The following is an 18,298-nucleotide window of genomic DNA, read 5'->3' on the forward strand; positions in this document are numbered from 1 at the left end:
CTGAGCGCGGATGCTTTTCTGTACCCCGTCGTTACCCATTCAAACGTCAGGTGAACCCTTTTGCAGCGAAACGACGAAATGGCTTCGGCGACAAGCCCATTCGAACCGCGAACGCCCGACCGGGTCAGCCCGGTCGGGCGTTCGTGGACTATCGACGGGTCACCGACGAAAGATGACCCGAGAACTCACACGTCGTAGTAGAGCGAGAACTCGTACGGGTGCGGACGCAGGTTGACCGGAGCGATCTCCTGCTCACGCTTGAGCGAGATCCACGTCTCGATGAGGTCGGTGGTGAAGACGCCACCCTCGGTGAGGTAGTCGTGGTCGGCCTCGAGACGGTCGATGACCGCGTTGAGCGAGGTGGGTGCCTGAGGAATGTTCTTGGCTTCCTCGGGCGGCAACTCGTAGAGGTCCTTGTCGACCGGAGCCATCGGCTCGATCTTGTTCTTGATTCCGTCCAGGCCCGCCATCATCTGAGCGGCGAAGTTCAGGTACGGGTTGCCCGAGGAGTCCGGCGCGCGGAACTCGAGGCGCTTGGCCTTCGGGTTGTTACCGGTGATCGGGATGCGCACTGCCGCAGAGCGGTTGCGCTGGCTGTAGACCAGGTTGATGGGGGCTTCGTAGCCCGGCACCAGGCGGTGGTACGAGTTGATCGTCGGGTTCGTGAAGGCCAACAGCGACGGAGCGTGGTGCAGAATGCCGCCGATGTAGTGACGTGCCAGATCGGACAGTCCGGCGTATCCGGCCTCGTCGTGGAAGAGGGGCTTACCGTCCTTCCACAGCGACTGGTGCACGTGCATGCCCGAGCCGTTGTCGCCGAACAGTGGCTTCGGCATGAAGGTTGCCGACTTGCCGTTCTGCCAGGCGGTGTTCTTGACGATGTACTTGAACAGCTGCAGATCGTCCGCCGCGCGGAGCAGCGTGTTGAACTTGTAGTTGATCTCTTGCTGACCGCCGGTGCCGACCTCGTGGTGGGCACGCTCGAGCTCGAAGCCTGCGTTCTGCAGGTTGGTCGAGATCTGGTCGCGCAGGTCGACGTAGTGGTCGTACGGCGCGACGGGGAAGTAACCGCCCTTGAAGCGAACCTTGTAGCCGAGGTTGGGGCTGCCATCGGCTTCGGTCTCGGCTCCGGTGTTCCACCAACCCGAGGACGAGTCGACCTCGTAGAACGCGCCGTTGGCCTGCGAATCGAAGCGAACCGAATCGAAGATGTAGAACTCGGCCTCGGCACCGAAGTACGCGGTGTCGGCAATGCCGGTGCTGGCCAAGTACTCCTCGGCCTTACGAGCAACGTTGCGCGGATCGCGGCTGTAGGCCTCACGCGTGAACGGGTCGTGGACGAAGAAGTCGATGTTCAGCGTCTTGGCGTTGCGGAACGGGTCGACCTGAGCGGTGGCGTAGTCCGGCAGCAGGATCATGTCGGACTCGTGGATCGACTGGAAGCCGCGGACGGACGAGCCGTCGAACGCGAGGCCGTCTTCCAGGGTGTCGGCCGTGAACGCCTTGGCAGCGATGGAGAAGTGCTGCTGTGCACCCGGCAGATCCGTGAATCGGATGTCGACGTATTCGATTCCTTCATCTGCGATGAACTTGATGACCTCTTGGGCCGTGGAAAACGCCACGCTTTTGCTCCTTAGTTGAGAGTCCGTCGAACTGACGGTATGGACTCGGTGTTGCCCGCCCGTCAAGCTCGTGTTTCGCCCGTGTTACACGTCGTGGTTCACGGTTGGCACGAACAACAGTACGTCCACCCGTTTTTCCGCGCGCCCGACCGCGCCTATCCTGGGAATCATGGCACGAATGACAGGGTCCTGGTTGTCCGGACCGGCGGCCGCGAACCCACGACCGCCGCAGAACTTCCGTGGGGAACAACTCGGTCTGCCCGCGCAGGGCGTCGGCGCACTCGCCGGAACCGGTCGCAGAGTCCTGGCGTTGCTGCTGGACTGGACGATGGCCACCGGTGTGGCGTCGCTGATTCTCGGCGGTTACACCACCAGCGGACTGATCTCGACGATCGTGCTGGCCGTGTGGTTCGTCGTAGGAATCGCGAGCGTCTCGCTGTTCTCGTTCACCCCGGGGCAGTTCATCGTGGGAGTGCAGGTGGGACGCATCGACGCCCATGCGCGAGTCGGTTTCGTCCGGGCATTGGTGCGGCAGCTCATTCTGCTGTTCGTCGTCCCGGCCGTGATCACCGACATGGACGGCCGGGGAATGCACGACCGCGCAACGGGAACAGCCCTGCTGCGGACCCGCTGAGGGGTCGACGCACCAGGGCTGTCGGTCGAAATACGGGTCAGCGACGCTTCATGGTCCGCTGAACGCCCTTCATCTTGGCCCCACCGGGAATCGGTCCCTTGGGCATTGCCGGGCCACCCTTGGTTCCCAACGCGGCCAGCCGGGACTCGATGGTGTCCATCCGCTTGCCGTCGATGTTCTTCGGCAGCTTCGACAGGTACTTCTGCAGACCCGACAGTGGAATCTGGTTCTCCCCGTTGCCGACGATGATGTCGTAGATCGGAGTATCGCCCACCAGCCGGGCGGTCTTCTTCTTCTCCTGGGCCAGCAGGGTCTTCACACGCTGCGGCGCACCCTCGGCCACGAGTATCACTCCGGGCTTCCCGATCACCCGGTGCACGGCGTCGAGATGAGTGGTGCCTGCGATCGCATTGGTGACACGCCACGATCCCTGAAGATTGTCCAGGGCCCACGCCGCAGCACCGGCCTGACCGTCGGCCTTCTTGTACACGGACTTCTGAACCCGCCGGCCGAAGATGATGAACGCGACCAGCACGCCCAGCAGGAGACCGATGGGGAGAAGGAACCACTGGAAGCCGAAGGCCAGACCGATCAGGAAGCCGATCAGCCCGAGACCGACCACCGCTCCGATCATCAGCGGAAGGAGAGCCTTGTCGTCCTTACGCTGCATCTGGAACGCCTGCCACAACTGGCTGCGCCGTTCCTTCGATGCCTGCTTGCGGGCTGCCTTGGCAGCCGCCTTTGCTTCCTTGCTGGGCTTTGCCGCTTTGCCAGCTTTACTGCCGTTCGCCATACCTCACAGGATACGGCCTGTGCCGACGCTCACGTGCATCGCGCTACGTCGAGTGGATCGATCAGCGAGGAGCCAGCCGAGCCATCAACGAGCTGGCCTCCTGAGAAGCTTCGCCGCCGTCGGTGAGGTGGCTCATGCTCTCGGGCAGTTCGCGACCGTGGTGTGCCATGGCCTGCGCGTAGAGGCGTCCGGCGCGGTACGAGGAGCGGACCAACGGGCCGGCCAGCACGCCGGCGAACCCGACCTCGGTGGCGTAGTCGGAGTGCTCGACGAACTCCTCCGGCTTGACCCACCGCTCGACGGGGTGGTGCCGCGGTGACGGTCGCAGGTACTGGGTGATCGTCAGGATGTCGCAGCCCGCCTCGTGCAGGTCGCGAATCGCTTCCTGGACTTCCTCGGGAGTCTCGCCCATGCCGAGAATGAGATTCGACTTGGTGACCAGACCGTCGTCACGCGCTGCGGTGATGACGTCCATCGACCGCTGGTACCGGAATGCGGGACGGATGCGCTTGAAGATGCGCGGCACGGTCTCGACGTTGTGGGCCAACACCTCCGGGCGGGAGGAGAACACCTCGGCCAGCTGATCGGGCTTGGCGTTGAAGTCGGGGATCAGCAGTTCGACGCCGGTGTTGGGGTTGAGCTTCTTGATGTACCGGACGGTCTCTGCGTACAGCCACGCACCACCGTCTTCGAGATCGTCGCGGGCGACCCCGGTGATAGTGGAGTACCGCAGCCCCATGGCCTGCACACTCTCCGCCACGCGGCGAGGCTCGTCGCGATCGAGATCCTCGGGCTTGCCGGTATCGATCTGGCAGAAATCGCATCGACGGGTGCATTGTTCGCCGCCGATGAGGAAGGTCGCCTCGCGATCTTCCCAGCATTCGTAGATATTCGGGCAGCCGGCTTCCTCGCACACCGTGTGCAGACCCTCACGCTTCACAAGACCTTTGAGCTCGGTGTATTCCGGGCCCATCTTGGCTTTGGTCTTGATCCAGCTGGGTTTGCGTTCGATGGGGGTCTCCGCATTTCGGATCTCGAGGCGGAGCAGCTTGCGTCCTTCTGGGGCCACAGTCACCTCAGCAATGCTACGCGCCGAACCGAACCGTCGTGAATTGCGGGTTGACCGTGGCGGTAGTGATCTCCGGGCGCCCGAGCTCGTGGTCTCTGACCGGCATCGATCCGTCCAATGCGGCCAGAACTGCCGTCGTGACCGACTCGAGTACCTCGTCGACCGTCACGTCTCGTCCCAGCTCGAGCGACAGCGACGTCACACCGGCATCGGCGATTCCGCAGGGCACGATCGCGTCGAAGCCCGTCATTGCCGAATTGCAGTTGAGGGAGAAGCCGTGCAGGGTCACGCCGCGCTGAACTCGCACGCCGATGGCCGCGATCTTGCGTTCGGGTAGAAGCACGCCGTCGCGAACCTCGGACGCGAGCCACACCCCGGACCTGCCGTCCACCCGCCCGCACGCGATGCCGTGATCGGACACCACGGAAATCAGCGCTTCCTCGATCCGGCGGACGTACTTGACGACATCGATCGGCTGCGCCAGCGCGACGATGGGGTAGCCGACCAGTTGGCCTGGCCCGTGCCAAGTGATCTTGCCGCCGCGGTCCACCTCGACCACAGGGGTACCGTCGCGCGGCATGTCCTCTTCCGAGGTGCGCCGCCCCGCGGTGTACACGGAAGGGTGCTCGAGCAACAGCAACGTATCCGGGCCCCGATTGTCGGCGCGGGCGTCGGCCAGTTCCCGCTGGAGAGCCCACGCCTGGGTGTACTCGACGGTGCCCAGTTCTCGCACCACGACCGGTTCGCGGCTCGCCCGGGCCGAGTCGGTGCCGGTGGCCTGATTCGACGGGGCGTTCACGTCACTCATGAACCGAAACGCTACGCCGGGTCATGAGCCGACAGCCACCCGCAGTGCTTCGCCCACGGTGTTGTGCTCGAAGGTGTAGCCGGCGTCCTCGAGTGCCTTCGGAATGGCTCGCGGCCCGGTGAGGATCGCCTCCTCGGCAAACTCTCCGATGACCGCCTTCAGGGCGAACCCGGGCACCACCCATGGTGCCGGACGATGCACCGCTCGGGACATCGCACTGTTGAACTGGGCGTTGGTCACCGGCGTCGGCCCGACCATGTTGACCGGTCCGCGCAACGCATCGTTCTCGATACCGTGGACGATGGCACCGATTTCGTCTTCCAACGAGATCCATGGAAAGTATTGACGGCCACTGCCCAATCGACCACCGAGCGCGAACAGGTACAGCGGGCGAAGCTTGCCCAGCATTCCGCCGCGCTGTGACAACACCACACCGCTGCGCAACAGGATCGTACGAACTCCGGCCTCCGACGCCGCAGCCGTGGCGTTCTCCCAGTCTCGGCACACCTCGGCAAGAAATCCGTCTCCTACCGGAGCAGTCTCGTCGACCACGCGGTCGCCGGTGTCACCGTAGAAATTGACGCCGCTGGCATTGATCAGGGTGGGGACACCCGCGTCGGCCGCCGCCGACGCGATCACCTCGGTCGGCGCTATGCGACTGTCGCGTACCAGTTGTTTGTACGCACCGGACCATCTCTTGTCGCCGATGCCGACACCACACAGATTGACGACCGCATCGGCACCGGCCAGCACAGCGGGGTCGATACTGCCGTGCGACGGGTCCCACTGCGACTCGTCCGGTCCCGCCGGTGAGCGTCGGACCAGTCTGGTGACGTCGTGGCTGCGGCCGCGCAGAGCTGCAACGAGAGCTGTGCCGATCAAGCCTGATGAACCTGCAATGACTACGCGCATGTGAACGAAAGCCTCCTTGACGCACTCCGGGGCACCATTCGCGAACGAATGATGCCCCGGATGCTCTGTCCGTGCCCCTGGTGAACGAGACCCCGATGCGAATGTTTCGCGCTCCTACGAGAATACGTGGCGCGACACTCGCCGGTTGTCTACAGACCCAGATCGGCCTCGAACGATGCCACTTCGAGACGCTGCTTGATGGTCGTCAGGAAGCGTCCTGCGTCGGCTCCGTCCACCAACCGGTGGTCGTAGGTGAGCGGCAGGTAGCACATCGAGCGAACACCGATCGACTCGTTGCCCGAGTCGTCCTTGACGACGACGGGACGCTTGACGATCGCACCCGTACCCAGCATGGCCGCCTGCGGCGGAACCAGGATCGGGGTGTCGAACAGCGCGCCCTGGCTGCCGATGTTGGTGATCGTGAACGTGCCACCGGACAGCTCGTCGGGCTTGAGCCCACCCGAACGGGCGCGAGTGGCGATGTCGTTGATCGCGCGTGCCAGTCCGGCCAGCGACAGGTCGCCGGCATTGTGGATGACGGGGGAGAGCAGGCCCTGCTCGGTGTCCACCGCGATGCCCAGGTGGACATCGGCGTGGTACGTGATCTCCTTCGCGTCCTCGTTGATGCTGGCGTTGACGTTCGGGTGAGCCTTGAGTGCTTCCACGACCGCCTTCGCGAAGAACGGCAGGTACGTCAGGTTGACGCCCTCGTTCTCGGCGAACTTCGCCTTCGCCTTGGTACGCAGGCCGGCGATCTTCGTCACGTCGACCTCGAAGGTCTGCGTCAGCTGAGCAGAAGTCTGCAGCGACTCACGCGTCTTCTTCGCGGTGATCTGACGAATTCGGTTGATCTTCTGCGTGGTGCCGCGCAGGTGTGCGAGCTCGGGACGAACTCCCGCGGTCGCCGGTGCTGCGGGCTTCGACGCTGCGGTGGGTGCCGCGGCCTCAGCCGGAGCAGCGGGAGCCTTCTTGGCCTCGGCTGCAGCGAGAACGTCCTGCTTGCGGATGCGTCCACCCACGCCGGTGCCCTTGACGGACGACAGATCGACGTCGTTGTCCGACGCCAACTTGCGGACCAAGGGAGTCACGTACGGGCTCGAATCGCCCGACGGTGCCGATTCCTTCGCGGGAGCGGCCTTGGGGGCTTCCTGCTTCGGCTCAGGCTTCGGCTCGGCCTTGGGAGCTTCCTTCTTGGGGGCTTCCTGCTTCGGCTCGGGCTTCGGCTCTTCCTTGGGCTCTTCGGCCTTCGGAGCCTCGGGCTCCGGACTTGCCTCGGGCTCGGGGGCCTTCTCGGCGGGTGAGCCGGAACCGATGACTGCAAGCTGGCCGCCGACGGCCACGGTGTCGTCTTCCTCGGCGGAGATCTCGAGCAGGGTGCCTGCGACCGGAGACGGGATCTCGGTGTCGACCTTGTCGGTGGACACCTCGAGCAGCGGCTCGTCCACTGCAACCTCGTCGCCGACGGCCTTGAGCCAGCGCGTCACGGTGCCCTCGGTGACGGACTCACCCAACTCGGGCATCGTCACCGGGGTGCCGGATCCGGACGAGTCGGAGGAGCTGGAAGAGGCACTCGCTGCGGGAGCTTCCTGCTCGGCCTGCGGCTCGGGCTCGGCTGCGGGAGTGGGCTCCTCGGCAGGCTCTTCCGGTGCCGATTCCTCGGCGGGAGCGGCATCCTCGGCGGGTGCGTCGGACGAGGAGGACTCGTCCGCGTCACCGATCTGAGCGAGCTCGCCACCGATCTCGACGGTGTCGTCTTCCTGAGCGACGATCTTGGTGAGAACACCGGCAGCAGGCGACGGGATCTCGGTATCGACCTTGTCCGTGGAGACTTCGAGCAATGGCTCGTCGACTTCGACGGTGTCGCCTTCTTGTTTGAGCCACCTCGTGACAGTTCCCTCGGTGACACTCTCACCGAGAGCTGGCATCTGGACGGAGAAGGCCATGTCTGTTGACTCCTCGACAGTTGTATGCGGGTGATGTAGTTCTTACGACTTGTGGTCGCAGACCATTGTGCTGGCGGAACAGGGTTCATGGACGAGAGTTGGGTGATTCGGTTCGACGGAGGCACCGGTGCGATCGACACTCACCGAGCACGTTCGGCTCGATCCAGCGCCCACGTCGACACTCCCTCTCGGCAACTCACTTACTCACTTCACGAGCCTTGGTTCACAATCAAGAGAGCTGAACCCTCTAATGTCATCCTTCCATTGATGTCGCCTCGCCGTTCCCCTAGGGCGTGCAACACGCCTGTCGAACTGGTGGGTAACAAAGATCCGGCACCGAAACTCGGACTTCGCCGGCCGTACGAAAGAGGAGTTCGCGTGGGATTGTTCGATCGATTCAAGTCGAGCGGTGGGGGCGCGAAACGGGCACCCGAAGGCTCGGTTGCCCAGTACCTGGCCGATTGGACCTCGACACGAATCGGCGTCGAGGCCTACGTGGAACCCAAAACGACGGTCACGCCGCTCACGGTGGTTCTGGTCGCGAACGACGGTGAGTGGACGCGTCGACCGCTCGATGAAAAATATGTACGAAAGATCGGATCGGACCTGAAGATTCCGGTGTACGACGTCCGCAAGACGGGCTATCCGCAGCGGATGCGTGATCACGACGCTCGGCAGAAGCTGATTCGGCAGCGCGAACAACAGCAGCGCGACAGCTGACGCCGTCCGTGCGCGAGGGCATGGGGCCTCGCGCACGGACGGGAGACGATCAGCCGTTGTCGGCGATGTCCTCGAGAACCGCGAACATGGTTCGGACCGGAACCCCGGTGCCGCCCTTGCCGGTGTAGCCGAACGGACCACCGGTGTTGTATGCCGGGCCCGCGACATCGATGTGAGCCCATTCCACGCCCTCGGCGACGAATTCCTTCAGGAACAGAGCGGCCGCGAGCATGCCACCTGCTCGACCGTTGGTGACGTTCGCGAGATCTGCGATCTTGGAGTCGAGTTCGCGGCGAATCTCCTTCGGCAACGGCATGGCCCATCCGTTCTCGCCGATCGCCTGCGAGATTGCTGCGACGCGGTCGCGGAAGTCGTCGGTACCCATCACGCCGGGAGTCCTGTTGCCGAGTGCGACGACCTGAGCGCCCGTCAGCGTCGCGGTGTCGATCAGGTAGTCCGGATCGTCCTCGCAGGCCCGCACGATCGCGTCGGCGAGTACCAAGCGGCCCTCGGCGTCGGTATTGATCACCTCGACGGTGATGCCGCCGTACTGGGTGAGCACATCGCCGGGGCGCTGAGCGGTGCCCGACGGCATGTTCTCCGCCATCGGGACGGTGGCGATGACGTCGAGCGGCAGACCGACCTTGGCGGCGAGCACCACCGTGGCGATGACCGCTGCCGCACCGCCCATGTCCGAGGTCATGTTCTCCATGCCGGCAGCAGGCTTGATGGAGATGCCGCCGGTGTCGAACGTGATTCCCTTACCGACGAGGGCAACCTTCTTCGCGCCGCGCTTGCCTCCCGAGTGCGTCAGGCGCACGAGCCGAGGCAGTCGGGACGATCCCTTGCCCACTCCGTGAATGCCGCCGTAGCCACCCTTCTCGAGGGCTTTGTCGTCGAGAATCTCGACCTCGAGGCCGGCCGCCTTGCCCAGCGCCTTGGCCTGAGCCGCGAACTCCTCCGGGTAGAGATGGCTGGGCGGAGTGTTGACGAAATCCCTTGCGACAGCCACTGATTCGGCTATCGCGATCGACCTCTCCAATTCGCGCTTGGCATCCTTGGAGCGAGTGTCGGGCACCAACAACTCGATGCGAGTCACCGGAAGCGCAGACGGCTTCGGTGCCGAGAGAGCCGACTTGAACTCGGCGAACTGGTACGCGCCGAGGAAGAAGCCCTCGGCAGCCGCACCCAGATCGAGCGCCGAGAGCGTCGTGGCCGCCGTCTCGACACCGGACAGCGCGCGAGCCGCGGTGCCGGCCGAGTGACGAATGCGTTCACTGTCGATGTCGGCGGCGTTGCCGAGGCCCACGGCCAACACACTCGCCACGGCCAGACCGGCCGGAGCCGGAATACGCACTACTTCGTCGGCCTTGCCGGTGGCACCGACGGCTTCGAACGCGTCGAGCAATTCGGTGGCGATCGCATCGTCGGAAATGTCGTCGGTGATGGAGAGTTCGAGGCCGTCGTCACTCGTGCTCAATGCGACGACGAGTACGTCGACTTTCTTACCGAGCTTGCCCGCGAGAACCAGGTCGGGTCCGAGAGTGCGGGTGAGCGTCGAGGGGGAAGGCACGTGGCTGCTCCTGTAGGGGTTGACGTGTATGTCCCTCGATCCTAATGACGGTCGGCGGCGTCGACGATCGAGGGACGTACCGGGGCGACCGACCTGAGACGCTCCGCAAGGTGAGCTAGCGTGGCCGCCATGACCGACACCGAGTTGATCGAAGGACCACTCCACGCCGTGCACACCGAACTCGGCGCGACGTTCGCACCGTTCGGTGGATGGACCATGCCGGTCTCGTACGCCGGCGTCGTCGTCGAGCACACGGCAGTGCGTGAAACGGTGGGTCTGTTCGACGTCGGCCACCTCGGCAAGGCGTCGGTGACCGGCCCCGGGGCCGCCGCATTCGTGAACTCCGTCCTCACCAACGACCTGGCCAGGATCGAACCGGGCAAAGCGCAATACACGCTGTGCTGCACCGAGTCCGGTGGCGTCGTCGACGACCTGATCGCCTACTTCGTCTCCGACGAGGACGTGTTTCTGGTACCCAATGCTGCGAACACGGCAGCTGTGGTCGACGCGATGGCTGCCGCTGCCCCCGCCGGGGTCTCGGTGGTGAACCGGCACCGCGAGTTCGGAGTGCTGGCCGTGCAGGGGCCCAAGGCGTCCGAGGTTCTGCAGGAACTGGGTCTACCGACCGATATGGACTACATGGCATTCGAGGACGCCACCTGGAACTCGCTGCCTGTCCGGGTCTGCCGCACGGGTTACACCGGCGAACAGGGCTACGAGCTGATCCCGTCTGCCGACGACGTGAAACCGTTGTTCCTGGCGCTGCTGGCTGCGGTGCGGTCTCGGGACGGTCAGGTGTGCGGGCTCGGAGCGCGCGACACGCTGCGCACCGAAATGGGGTACCCGCTGCACGGACACGAACTGGCGCAGGACATCTCGCCCCTCGAAGCACGATGCGGCTGGGCGATCGGGTGGAACAAGGACTCGTTCTGGGGCAAGGACGCATTGACCGCCCAGAAGGCAGACGGTCCGGCACGGATTCTGCGCGGGCTCAGAGCTCTCGATCGCGGCGTTCTACGCCCCGGTCTCACCGTGCGCGCGTCGGGACGCGATCTCGGAACGACGACCTCCGGCACTTTCTCGCCCACTCTCAAGGTCGGTATCGCCCTTGCACTCCTCGACGCGCAGGCCGCTCCCGCGGTGGGTTCGGAGGTCGAGGTCGACGTTCGAGGCCGCGCCCTGCGCTGCGAAGTGGTCGCACCGCCGTTCGTCGTCGCCAAGACCAGGTGACCGCGTGAGACCGCCACGAACCCCACGATAGGATTCCCGGCATGACAGGTGTTTCCGAATTCACGTATGTGCAGCATCCTTCGCCCGCAACCTCCGCGGCGCGTGACGCGGTACTTGCTGCGCCCGGATTCGGAAAGCACTTCACCGACCACATGGTCAGCATCGACTACACCCGCGACGGCGGCTGGCACGATGCGAGGATCACCCCGTACGGTCCGATCGAGCTCGACCCCGCGGCGATGGTCCTGCATTACGGCCAAGCGATCTTCGAGGGCCTGAAGGTCTACCGCCAGCCCAACGGCGATCTGTCCACGTTCCGGGTGCAGTCCAACGCCGAACGATTCCGTACCTCGGCCAAGCGGCTCGCCATGCCCGAGATGCCGGACGAGTTGTTCATCGGCTCTATCGAGAAGCTGCTCGAGCTCGATCACGAGTGGGTCCCGGCGGCGGGCGGCGAGGACGCGCTCTATCTACGGCCCTACATGTTCTCCACCGAAGCCGGTCTGGGCGTGCGCCCCGCCGACGCGTATCGCTACATGCTGATCGCCTCACCCGCAGGCGCGTACTTCCCACGTGGCGTCAAACCGGTGAGCGTGTGGTTGTCCACCGAATACGTCCGCGCAGCACCGGGCGGCACCGGTGCCGCGAAGTTCGCAGGCAACTACGCCGCCTCCCTCCTCGCGCAGGCGCAGGCCAGCGACGAGGGCTGCGATCAGGTGGTCTGGCTCGACGCCACCGAGCGCCGATACGTCGAAGAGATGGGCGGCATGAACCTGTTCTTCGTCTTCGGCTCGGGTTCCGACGCCCGGTTGGTGACGCCCTCGCTGTCCGGATCGCTGCTTCCCGGAATCACGCGCGACTCGCTGTTGGCCTTGGCGACGGACTCCGGCATCCCCGTCGAAGAACGACGGATCTCCACCGACGAGTGGCGCAAGGGTGCCGAAGCGGGCGAGATCACCGAGGTGTTCGCTTGCGGCACAGCAGCTGTCATCACCCCGGTGGGCAGCGTCAAATCCACCGACGGTTCTTTCGAGATCGCAGGCGGAGAACCCGGTGAGATCACGCTCGCACTGCGAGACACCCTCACCGGCATCCAGCGCGGCACCTTCGCCGATACCCACGGCTGGATGACCAAGCTCCGCTGATCAGCTGCCGATCAACAGGCCCACCGCGGCCGACGCCGTAGTGGTCTCGATTGCGGCACCGAGAACATCGCCCGAGAGGCCACCGAAGCGTCGGACGCAGTGTCGAACGGCAAACACCGACAGTGTCAGGACCGCGACGACGACCAGCGGCCCTTGCCAGGGTCGATCGGGTTGCGCGAAGACCGACGCAGCTGCTGCCGCAATCACCCACAGCGTCAGGACGGCGTTGGACTGCGTTCCGGCCACGAGGGCGCCGAAGCCGCCCGACGTCGATGCGTCGATTCCCTTGCGGCAGGCCAGGACTGCCGCCACCCGGGCAGTCACCGCGACCACGACGACAGCCCACCACAGTCGCTCCTGCGCGAGTTGACCCAGACTCGCGGCCTGAATCGCCGACGTCAAAGCGATGGCCGCCACCCCGAACGGTCCGGCACTACCGGACTTCATGACCTCCCGCGCACGTTCGGGCGGGCCGTAACAGCCGAGCCCGTCGGCGGTGTCGGCCAACCCGTCGATATGCATCCCGCGCGTCAGCAGCGCGGCGGCGGCAACGGCGATGAGGCCGCACAGGATTGCCGACAGCCCGGCAACCGTCGTCGCCCACAGCAGTGCCGAACACACGCACCCGAGGACGAGACCGACCAGGGGAGCGTGCGCTATCGCGCGACCGGCGCGGATCCTGTCGACCTGCGACGGGCCACGCACGGGCAGCACCGTCAACCACGAGAACGCGAGCACCAGACCCTCGGCCCGCAGCCTCACGGTCAGCGGACTTCGGGGTCGCCGGTGCTGACGCCGGCGTCGGCGAACGTTGCCATCGAATTCAACGTGTCGACTCCCGCACGAACGAGCGGCAAGGCCGTCAACGCGCCGGAGCCTTCACCGAGTCGCATCGACAGCTCCACCAACGGCTCGAGTCGCAAGTGCCGCAAGGCAAGTGAATGGGCGGGCTCGGCCGAACGATGCCCGGCGACCCACCAGGCGCTGGCACCGGCCGCACCGTCCTCCGCCACCAGTGCTGCTGCTGTGACGACGAGACCGTCCAGGATCACCGGGGTACGCCGATGCGCCGCCTGCGCGAGGAAGCCGGCGAGGGCAGCGATGTCGGCACCACCGGCCACCCGCAGCAGGTCGGTGGGATTCTTGGCGACCGGCCGAGCCCGCCGCATCGCGTCCCGGATCGCAGCGGTCTTCCTGATCCACCCGGCGTCGTCGATTCCGGTGCCGCGGCCGACGGCAGCGACCGGTTCGGCATCGGTGAGGGTGGCGATCAATACGGTTGCGGGCGTGGTGTTTCCGATGCCCATGTCGCCTGCGACGAGAAGGTCCGCACCAGCGTCGACCTCCTCGTCCGCGATGGCAGCGCCGGCGGCGACGGCGGCGCGCACCTCGTCCTCGCTCAGTGCGTCCTCGCGGTCGATGGAACCACTCGAGCGCCGAATCTTGAAGGCCGACACCGACGGATCGGTGTCGGCGTCGACAGCGATGTCGACCACCCGAACAGTGGCCCCGGCGATGGTCGCGAGGACGTTGACCGCAGCACCGCCCGCGCGAATGTTCTCGACCATCTGCGCCGTGACCTCGGGCGGGTAGGCGGACACTCCATGAGCGGCGACGCCGTGGTCGCCGGCGAAGACGACGACACGGACGCGCTCGAAGGACGTCGGCGGACTGACGTCTTGGCAGGCGGCGATCCACTCGCCGAGCGTCTCGAGACGGCCGAGGCTACCGGCCGGCTTGGTCAACCGACCTTGCCGCTCGGCAGCTTCGTACCGCGCGGAATCGGACGGCGAAGGCACCGGTCGAAACGGTGAGGCTGCCGGGATCTCGTCCACAGGAGTTGTCACACTGGGCCTTTCGCGGTCAGGGAATCCGCCGGTGGTTCTTTGAGGGTCAGCGCGAGGCCCGCGACGACCAGCAGAACCCTGTCACACACGTGCGCGAGACGCGCATTGAGGACACCGAGCTCGTCACGGAACAGTCGACCCGAACGCGACTCGGGAACGACGGACATGCCGACCTCGGGGCTGACAATCACGAGAGTCGACCTGCAGTCCGAGACCGCCGCGATCAAGTCGTCCACGGCCGGAGCAATCGTCCCGCGAGGCAGGTCCCAGGCCGCTGCGTCGTCGAGCATTCCCGTCAGCCAGGTGCCCAGATCGTCGACCATCGTGGTGCCGCCCCAGGGCTGAGCCACCACCGCCGCCAGCCCGGTGACGGTTTCGACCGTGGTCCACTCGGGCGGACGCGACGCACGATGGAGTTCGATGCGCTGCTCCCAGTCTTCGTCGGACGCATCGCGCTGTCCGGTCGCGACGTAACGGACCGGGCGGGTCGTGACCAACGATTCTGCGTGCGCGGACTTACCGGATCTGGCTCCGCCGAGGACGAGCGTTCGAGACGGCACGGCCACCGACGTCAGACGGCCTCGCCGGCGCTCACTCGCGGCTTGGGGGCACGCATCTTCCGAATCTGCGACGCCCGTACGAAGGCGTACCAGCCGATTTTGAAGCCGCCGTCGGGAGTGTCGGGGAACCGGACGCGAATGCGGTTGTTGATCATCTTGCCGAGGTAGATGCCCTCGCCGACCATGAACAGCATCATCACGAACATGCCGAGAGTGACGTACTGCTGTACCTGCGGCTGCAGGAACAGCGCAAAGATGAGAATGAGAGCGAGCGGCATGAACAAGCCGACCAGATTGCGCCGCGCATCGACGATGTCGCGAACGTAGGCACGCACCGGGCCCTTGTCGCGAGGCAGCAGATACTTGTCGTCGCCCGCGAGCATGCGCGCCCGACGCTCCGCAGCTGCTGCACGCCGTTCGTTCGAGGCAGCCTTACGGTCTTCCTTGCTGCCCTTGTTCGCCTTGCGGCGCTCTCGTGCCTCTTTGCTCGTCAGGGGAGCCGGAGCGACCGGCCCGCGGCGGCGGGCCTCGGCGTCACGGCGCTTGGGGGTCGGTCGGCCTTTGCCGAGAGACACCGGCGAGGTCGCCTCGCCGGCGGACACAGTCGACTCGGGCTCGTTCGAGTCCTGTCCGTCCGAATTGTCAGAGTTTCCACGGCGTAGCAGCTTCACGCAACCAGAGTATGGGATGAGCGGAGGCACTCGAACACCGGCCAGGTCAGCGGCGCAGCACCGGATGCTGTTCGGGCACTGCGGTCCTACACTTCCGAGAATGCGAGTGATGATTGCGCCGGACTCCTTCGGGGACACCCTGACAGCCGCAGATGCAGCCGCCGCCATTGCCAGAGGATGGGCGGGCGTCCGGAGCGGTGACGAGCTGGAACTGGCACCCCAATCCGACGGTGGACCGGGGTTCGTCGAGGTACTGGCCTCGCGTATCGGCACAATCCACGTCGCCGACGTGGACGGACCGCTCGGGACGCCGGTGCAGGCCCGCTGGCTGCTCGACGGCACGGTGGCGTACATCGAATCGGCTCAGGCCTGCGGGCTGCACCTCGTCGACGGTCCGCTGACTCCGCAGTCGGCGCTGAAGGCGAACAGCTACGGCGTCGGCCAGCTGCTGAGCGAGGCGTTGAACAGTGGTGCCACGTCGATCGTCGTCGGACTCGGCGGGAGCAGTTGCACCGACGGCGGACGAGCGATGATCCGCGCACTCGGCGGGCTGGGGTCGGCAATCGAACGGTTCTCGGGAATCGACCTCGTCGCCGCGTCGGACGTGGAGAACCCCCTGCTCGGCGATGCCGGTGCTGCTCGGGTGTTCGGGCCGCAGAAGGGTGCCGATACCGAGACGGTCGAGCGACTCGAAGAACTGAACGCCGACTGGGCTGCCGTTCTGTCGGCTGCGGGCCACGACGTGGCAGACCGTCCCGGTGCGGGTGCCGCGGGCGGGATGGGGGCGGCCCTGTTCGCCGTCGGTGGCAGGCAGGTGCCGGGTGCTGCCGTGGTGGCGGAACGAACCGGTCAGCGGGAACTCCTGGACTCCGTCGACCTGGTGTTGACCGGGGAGGGAAAGTTCGATTCGCAGTCGCTGCGAGGCAAGTTGGTGACCAGAATCGCCGCTGCAGGCGGTGCCACCGGAATCGAGACCGTGGTGCTCGCCGGCCAGGTGACGTTGAGCAAGGACGACTTGGCGTCGGCCGGTATCTCGGCCGCTCACTCGATCAGCGAGTTCGCCGGGTCTGTGGAGGTGGCCATGACCGATGCGGCCAATCAGCTCGAAAAGCTGGCCGCGCACGTGGCGGGGAGTGCTGTTGCCGGGCCCTCGAACAGGGGCGGCGCGCGCAAGGAATAGAGCAACCCGGAGTACGGTTGAGTTTGTTCACGGGTTTGGTACGACTGATAGGGAGAGCCCATGACCGTTTCGAATGAGACCACAACGACCGAAACCACGGCGCACAAGGTCACCATGACGGAGACCGCTTCGGCCAAGGCCAAGGCGTTGCTGGATCAAGAGGGCCGCGACGACCTCGCGCTGCGCATCGCTGTACAGCCCGGTGGGTGTGCAGGACTGCGCTATCAGCTCTTCTTCGACGATCGAAGCCTCGACGGCGACCTCGCGGTCGACTTCGGCGGCGTCACCCTCGCAGTCGACCGGATGAGCGCTCCCTACGTGGAGGGTGCATCCATCGACTTCGTGGACACGATCGAGAAGCAGGGCTTCACGATCGACAACCCGAACGCGACCGGATCGTGCGCGTGCGGCGACTCGTTCAACTGAGCTGACTCGCTCTCGACTGTGACCGATACACGTATTCGTGTATCGGTCACAGTCGTGTCTGCTCGTCGATCATCCAGAACTTCACTCCGAAAGGCCCTTCTTCGTGACTCTCGCGGTATCCGGCTCGATTGCAACCGACCATCTGATGCGATTCCCCGGTCGGTTCGCTGAGCAGATCGTCGCCGATCAGCTCGCGAACATTTCGCTGAGCTTCCTGGTGGACGACCTGGTCATCCGTAAAGGGGGAGTGGGCGGAAACATCGCCTACGCGCTCGGGGTCCTCGGCGGCTCTCCGCTCCTCGTCGGAGCCGTGGGGCCGGACTTCGCCGAGTATCGGACCTGGCTCGAAGAGCACGGAGTCGATTGCAGTGGCGTCAGCGTGTCTGCCACCGCGCACACGGCACGCTTCGTCTGCACCACCGACGAGGACATGGCGCAGATCGCGTCGTTCTATCCCGGTGCCATGAGCGAAGCCCGCGACATCTCCATCGATGCGCTGGCCGCGCAGCACAAGCTCGATCTCGTGCTGATCGGGGCCAACGATCCGGATGCGATGACCGCCCACACGGACCAGTGCCGCGCAGCAGGTGTTCCCTTTGCCGCCGACCCGTCCCAGCAACTCGCGCGACTCGACGCCGCACAGGCCACCGACCTGATCGACGGGGCGGCCTACCTGTTCACCAACGAATACGAATGGGCACTGCTCAAGCAGAAGACCGGGATGTCCGACGCCGATATCGCGGACAAGGTGGACCTGCGGGTCACCACGCTGGGCAAGCGGGGCGTGGACATCGTCGAAAAGGGTGGGAAGCACACCCACATCGGTGTCGTGCCCGAGACGAGCAAGGTCGATCCCACCGGAGTGGGCGACGGGTTCCGTGCCGGGTTCCTCACCGGCCACCTCGCCGGAGCGAGCATCGAACGAGCTGCTCAGCTCGGTTCTCTGGTTGCCGTGCTGGTCCTCGAGACCACCGGAACGCAGGAATGGAGTCTGAACCGCGACGACGCGATCAAACGCCTGAGCGCGGCGTACGGTGCCGAAGCCGGCGAGGAGATCGGCGCGTTGCTGCCCGCCTGAGATCGGCTCCCCTCAGCGGGATCAATGCGGCTTTGTTGCAATCTGAGCAACTGAAATCCACATTGATCCCGGGGAGACGGGTGTACC

18 protein-coding genes are annotated in these 18,298 nt (G+C 65.4%); 7 read left to right on the plus strand and 11 right to left on the minus strand.

Features of this window, described 5'->3' with window-relative positions; translation table 11 throughout:
- Nucleotides 1–185: 185 nt before the first annotated feature.
- Complete coding sequence (glnA, locus tag ASH04_RS09755) at nt 186–1,622, minus strand: type I glutamate--ammonia ligase (protein WP_032368128.1); 1,437 nt, start codon at nt 1,620–1,622, stop codon at nt 186–188.
- A gap of 169 nt (nt 1,623–1,791) precedes the next feature.
- On the opposite strand from glnA, the gene ASH04_RS09760 reads away from it, so the two are divergent.
- Nucleotides 1,792–2,256, plus strand: a complete 465-nt coding sequence (locus ASH04_RS09760) for an RDD family protein (RefSeq protein WP_032368127.1) — start codon at nt 1,792–1,794, stop codon at nt 2,254–2,256.
- A gap of 37 nt (nt 2,257–2,293) precedes the next feature.
- On the opposite strand, the gene ASH04_RS09765 is transcribed toward ASH04_RS09760, so the two are convergent.
- The 5 genes from ASH04_RS09765 to sucB form a co-directional block, all read right to left on the minus strand.
- The gene (locus ASH04_RS09765) at nt 2,294–3,049 is read right to left on the minus strand and encodes a DUF4191 domain-containing protein (RefSeq protein WP_027497404.1); all 756 of its coding nucleotides are present in this window, start codon (nt 3,047–3,049) and stop codon (nt 2,294–2,296) included.
- Nucleotides 3,050–3,110: 61 nt separating this feature from the next.
- Entirely contained in the window at nt 3,111–4,124 is a 1,014-nt protein-coding gene (lipA, locus tag ASH04_RS09770) for a lipoyl synthase (protein ID WP_176457962.1), read from the minus strand.
- A gap of 10 nt (nt 4,125–4,134) precedes the next feature.
- A complete protein-coding gene (lipB, locus tag ASH04_RS09775; RefSeq protein ID WP_057473402.1) occupies nt 4,135–4,926 on the minus strand; it encodes a lipoyl(octanoyl) transferase LipB in 792 nt (263 codons plus the stop codon).
- A gap of 21 nt (nt 4,927–4,947) precedes the next feature.
- Nucleotides 4,948–5,838, minus strand: a complete 891-nt coding sequence (locus ASH04_RS09780) for a TIGR01777 family oxidoreductase (protein WP_027497401.1) — start codon at nt 5,836–5,838, stop codon at nt 4,948–4,950.
- Nucleotides 5,839–5,987: 149 nt separating this feature from the next.
- A complete protein-coding gene (gene sucB / locus ASH04_RS09785; protein ID WP_027497400.1) occupies nt 5,988–7,781 on the minus strand; it encodes a 2-oxoglutarate dehydrogenase, E2 component, dihydrolipoamide succinyltransferase in 1,794 nt (597 codons plus the stop codon).
- A 378-nt stretch (nt 7,782–8,159) separates the two neighbouring features.
- On the opposite strand from sucB, the gene ASH04_RS09790 reads away from it, so the two are divergent.
- A complete protein-coding gene (locus ASH04_RS09790; RefSeq protein ID WP_027497399.1) occupies nt 8,160–8,501 on the plus strand; it encodes a hypothetical protein in 342 nt (113 codons plus the stop codon).
- Between the two features lie 49 nt (nt 8,502–8,550).
- Here ASH04_RS09790 and ASH04_RS09795 read toward each other — a convergent pair whose 3' ends face one another.
- Nucleotides 8,551–10,074 carry a leucyl aminopeptidase gene (locus ASH04_RS09795; protein ID WP_027497398.1) on the minus strand — a complete coding sequence of 508 codons (1,524 nt, stop codon included), beginning with the start codon at nt 10,072–10,074 and terminating at the stop codon, nt 8,551–8,553.
- Between the two features lie 129 nt (nt 10,075–10,203).
- Between ASH04_RS09795 and gcvT the strand changes: the two genes are divergently transcribed.
- Nucleotides 10,204–11,304: a glycine cleavage system aminomethyltransferase GcvT gene (gcvT, locus tag ASH04_RS09800; protein WP_027497397.1), complete on the plus strand. Its 1,101-nt coding sequence runs from the start codon at nt 10,204–10,206 to the stop codon at nt 11,302–11,304.
- A 41-nt stretch (nt 11,305–11,345) separates the two neighbouring features.
- Nucleotides 11,346–12,449 (plus strand): branched-chain amino acid aminotransferase, encoded by a 1,104-nt coding sequence (locus ASH04_RS09805; RefSeq protein ID WP_027497396.1) that lies wholly within the window; start codon nt 11,346–11,348, stop codon nt 12,447–12,449.
- Here ASH04_RS09805 and ASH04_RS09810 read toward each other — a convergent pair whose 3' ends face one another.
- From ASH04_RS09810 to ASH04_RS09825, 4 genes are read right to left on the minus strand one after another with little or no spacing between them, the layout of a single operon-like run.
- Nucleotides 12,450–13,211, minus strand: coding sequence for an adenosylcobinamide-GDP ribazoletransferase (locus tag ASH04_RS09810; protein WP_027497395.1), 762 nt, complete (start codon nt 13,209–13,211; stop codon nt 12,450–12,452).
- Nucleotides 13,212–13,213: 2 nt separating this feature from the next.
- Entirely contained in the window at nt 13,214–14,248 is a 1,035-nt protein-coding gene (gene cobT, locus ASH04_RS09815; protein ID WP_230074370.1) for a nicotinate-nucleotide--dimethylbenzimidazole phosphoribosyltransferase, read from the minus strand.
- Between the two features lie 44 nt (nt 14,249–14,292).
- Entirely contained in the window at nt 14,293–14,862 is a 570-nt protein-coding gene (gene cobU / locus ASH04_RS09820) for a bifunctional adenosylcobinamide kinase/adenosylcobinamide-phosphate guanylyltransferase (protein WP_032368122.1), read from the minus strand.
- A gap of 5 nt (nt 14,863–14,867) precedes the next feature.
- Nucleotides 14,868–15,527, minus strand: a complete 660-nt coding sequence (locus ASH04_RS09825; protein WP_027497392.1) for a DUF3043 domain-containing protein — start codon at nt 15,525–15,527, stop codon at nt 14,868–14,870.
- 100 nt (nt 15,528–15,627) lie between these two features.
- On the opposite strand from ASH04_RS09825, the gene ASH04_RS09830 reads away from it, so the two are divergent.
- The 3 genes from ASH04_RS09830 (at nt 15,628) to ASH04_RS09840 (ending at nt 18,211) form a co-directional block, all read left to right on the plus strand.
- Complete coding sequence (locus ASH04_RS09830) at nt 15,628–16,707, plus strand: glycerate kinase family protein (RefSeq protein WP_057473482.1); 1,080 nt, start codon at nt 15,628–15,630, stop codon at nt 16,705–16,707.
- 60 nt (nt 16,708–16,767) lie between these two features.
- The gene (locus ASH04_RS09835) at nt 16,768–17,133 is read left to right on the plus strand and encodes a HesB/IscA family protein (protein ID WP_027497390.1); all 366 of its coding nucleotides are present in this window, start codon (nt 16,768–16,770) and stop codon (nt 17,131–17,133) included.
- Nucleotides 17,134–17,236: 103 nt separating this feature from the next.
- Nucleotides 17,237–18,211 carry a carbohydrate kinase family protein gene (locus ASH04_RS09840; RefSeq protein WP_027497389.1) on the plus strand — a complete coding sequence of 325 codons (975 nt, stop codon included), beginning with the start codon at nt 17,237–17,239 and terminating at the stop codon, nt 18,209–18,211.
- Nucleotides 18,212–18,298 lie beyond the last annotated feature (87 nt).

This window comes from Rhodococcus sp. Leaf233 (genome assembly GCF_001426165.1).
In the GTDB taxonomy this organism is placed as follows: Bacteria; Actinomycetota; Actinomycetes; order Mycobacteriales; family Mycobacteriaceae; genus Rhodococcoides; species Rhodococcoides fascians.

Excerpts from the sequence above, each read along its gene's own strand:
- gcvT (WP_027497397.1), top strand. The coding sequence starts at position 10,204 with ATGACCGACACCGAGTTGATCGAAGGACCACTCCACGCCGTGCACACC.
- lipB (WP_057473402.1), bottom strand. The coding sequence starts at position 4,926 with ATGAGTGACGTGAACGCCCCGTCGAATCAGGCCACCGGCACCGACTCG.
- ASH04_RS09830 (WP_057473482.1), top strand. The coding sequence starts at position 15,628 with ATGCGAGTGATGATTGCGCCGGACTCCTTCGGGGACACCCTGACAGCC.
- ASH04_RS09765 (WP_027497404.1), bottom strand. The coding sequence starts at position 3,049 with ATGGCGAACGGCAGTAAAGCTGGCAAAGCGGCAAAGCCCAGCAAGGAA.
- ASH04_RS09780 (WP_027497401.1), bottom strand. The coding sequence starts at position 5,838 with ATGCGCGTAGTCATTGCAGGTTCATCAGGCTTGATCGGCACAGCTCTC.
- ASH04_RS09835 (WP_027497390.1), top strand. The coding sequence starts at position 16,768 with ATGACCGTTTCGAATGAGACCACAACGACCGAAACCACGGCGCACAAG.
- sucB (WP_027497400.1), bottom strand. The coding sequence starts at position 7,781 with ATGGCCTTCTCCGTCCAGATGCCAGCTCTCGGTGAGAGTGTCACCGAG.
- ASH04_RS09760 (WP_032368127.1), top strand. The coding sequence starts at position 1,792 with ATGGCACGAATGACAGGGTCCTGGTTGTCCGGACCGGCGGCCGCGAAC.
- ASH04_RS09805 (WP_027497396.1), top strand. The coding sequence starts at position 11,346 with ATGACAGGTGTTTCCGAATTCACGTATGTGCAGCATCCTTCGCCCGCA.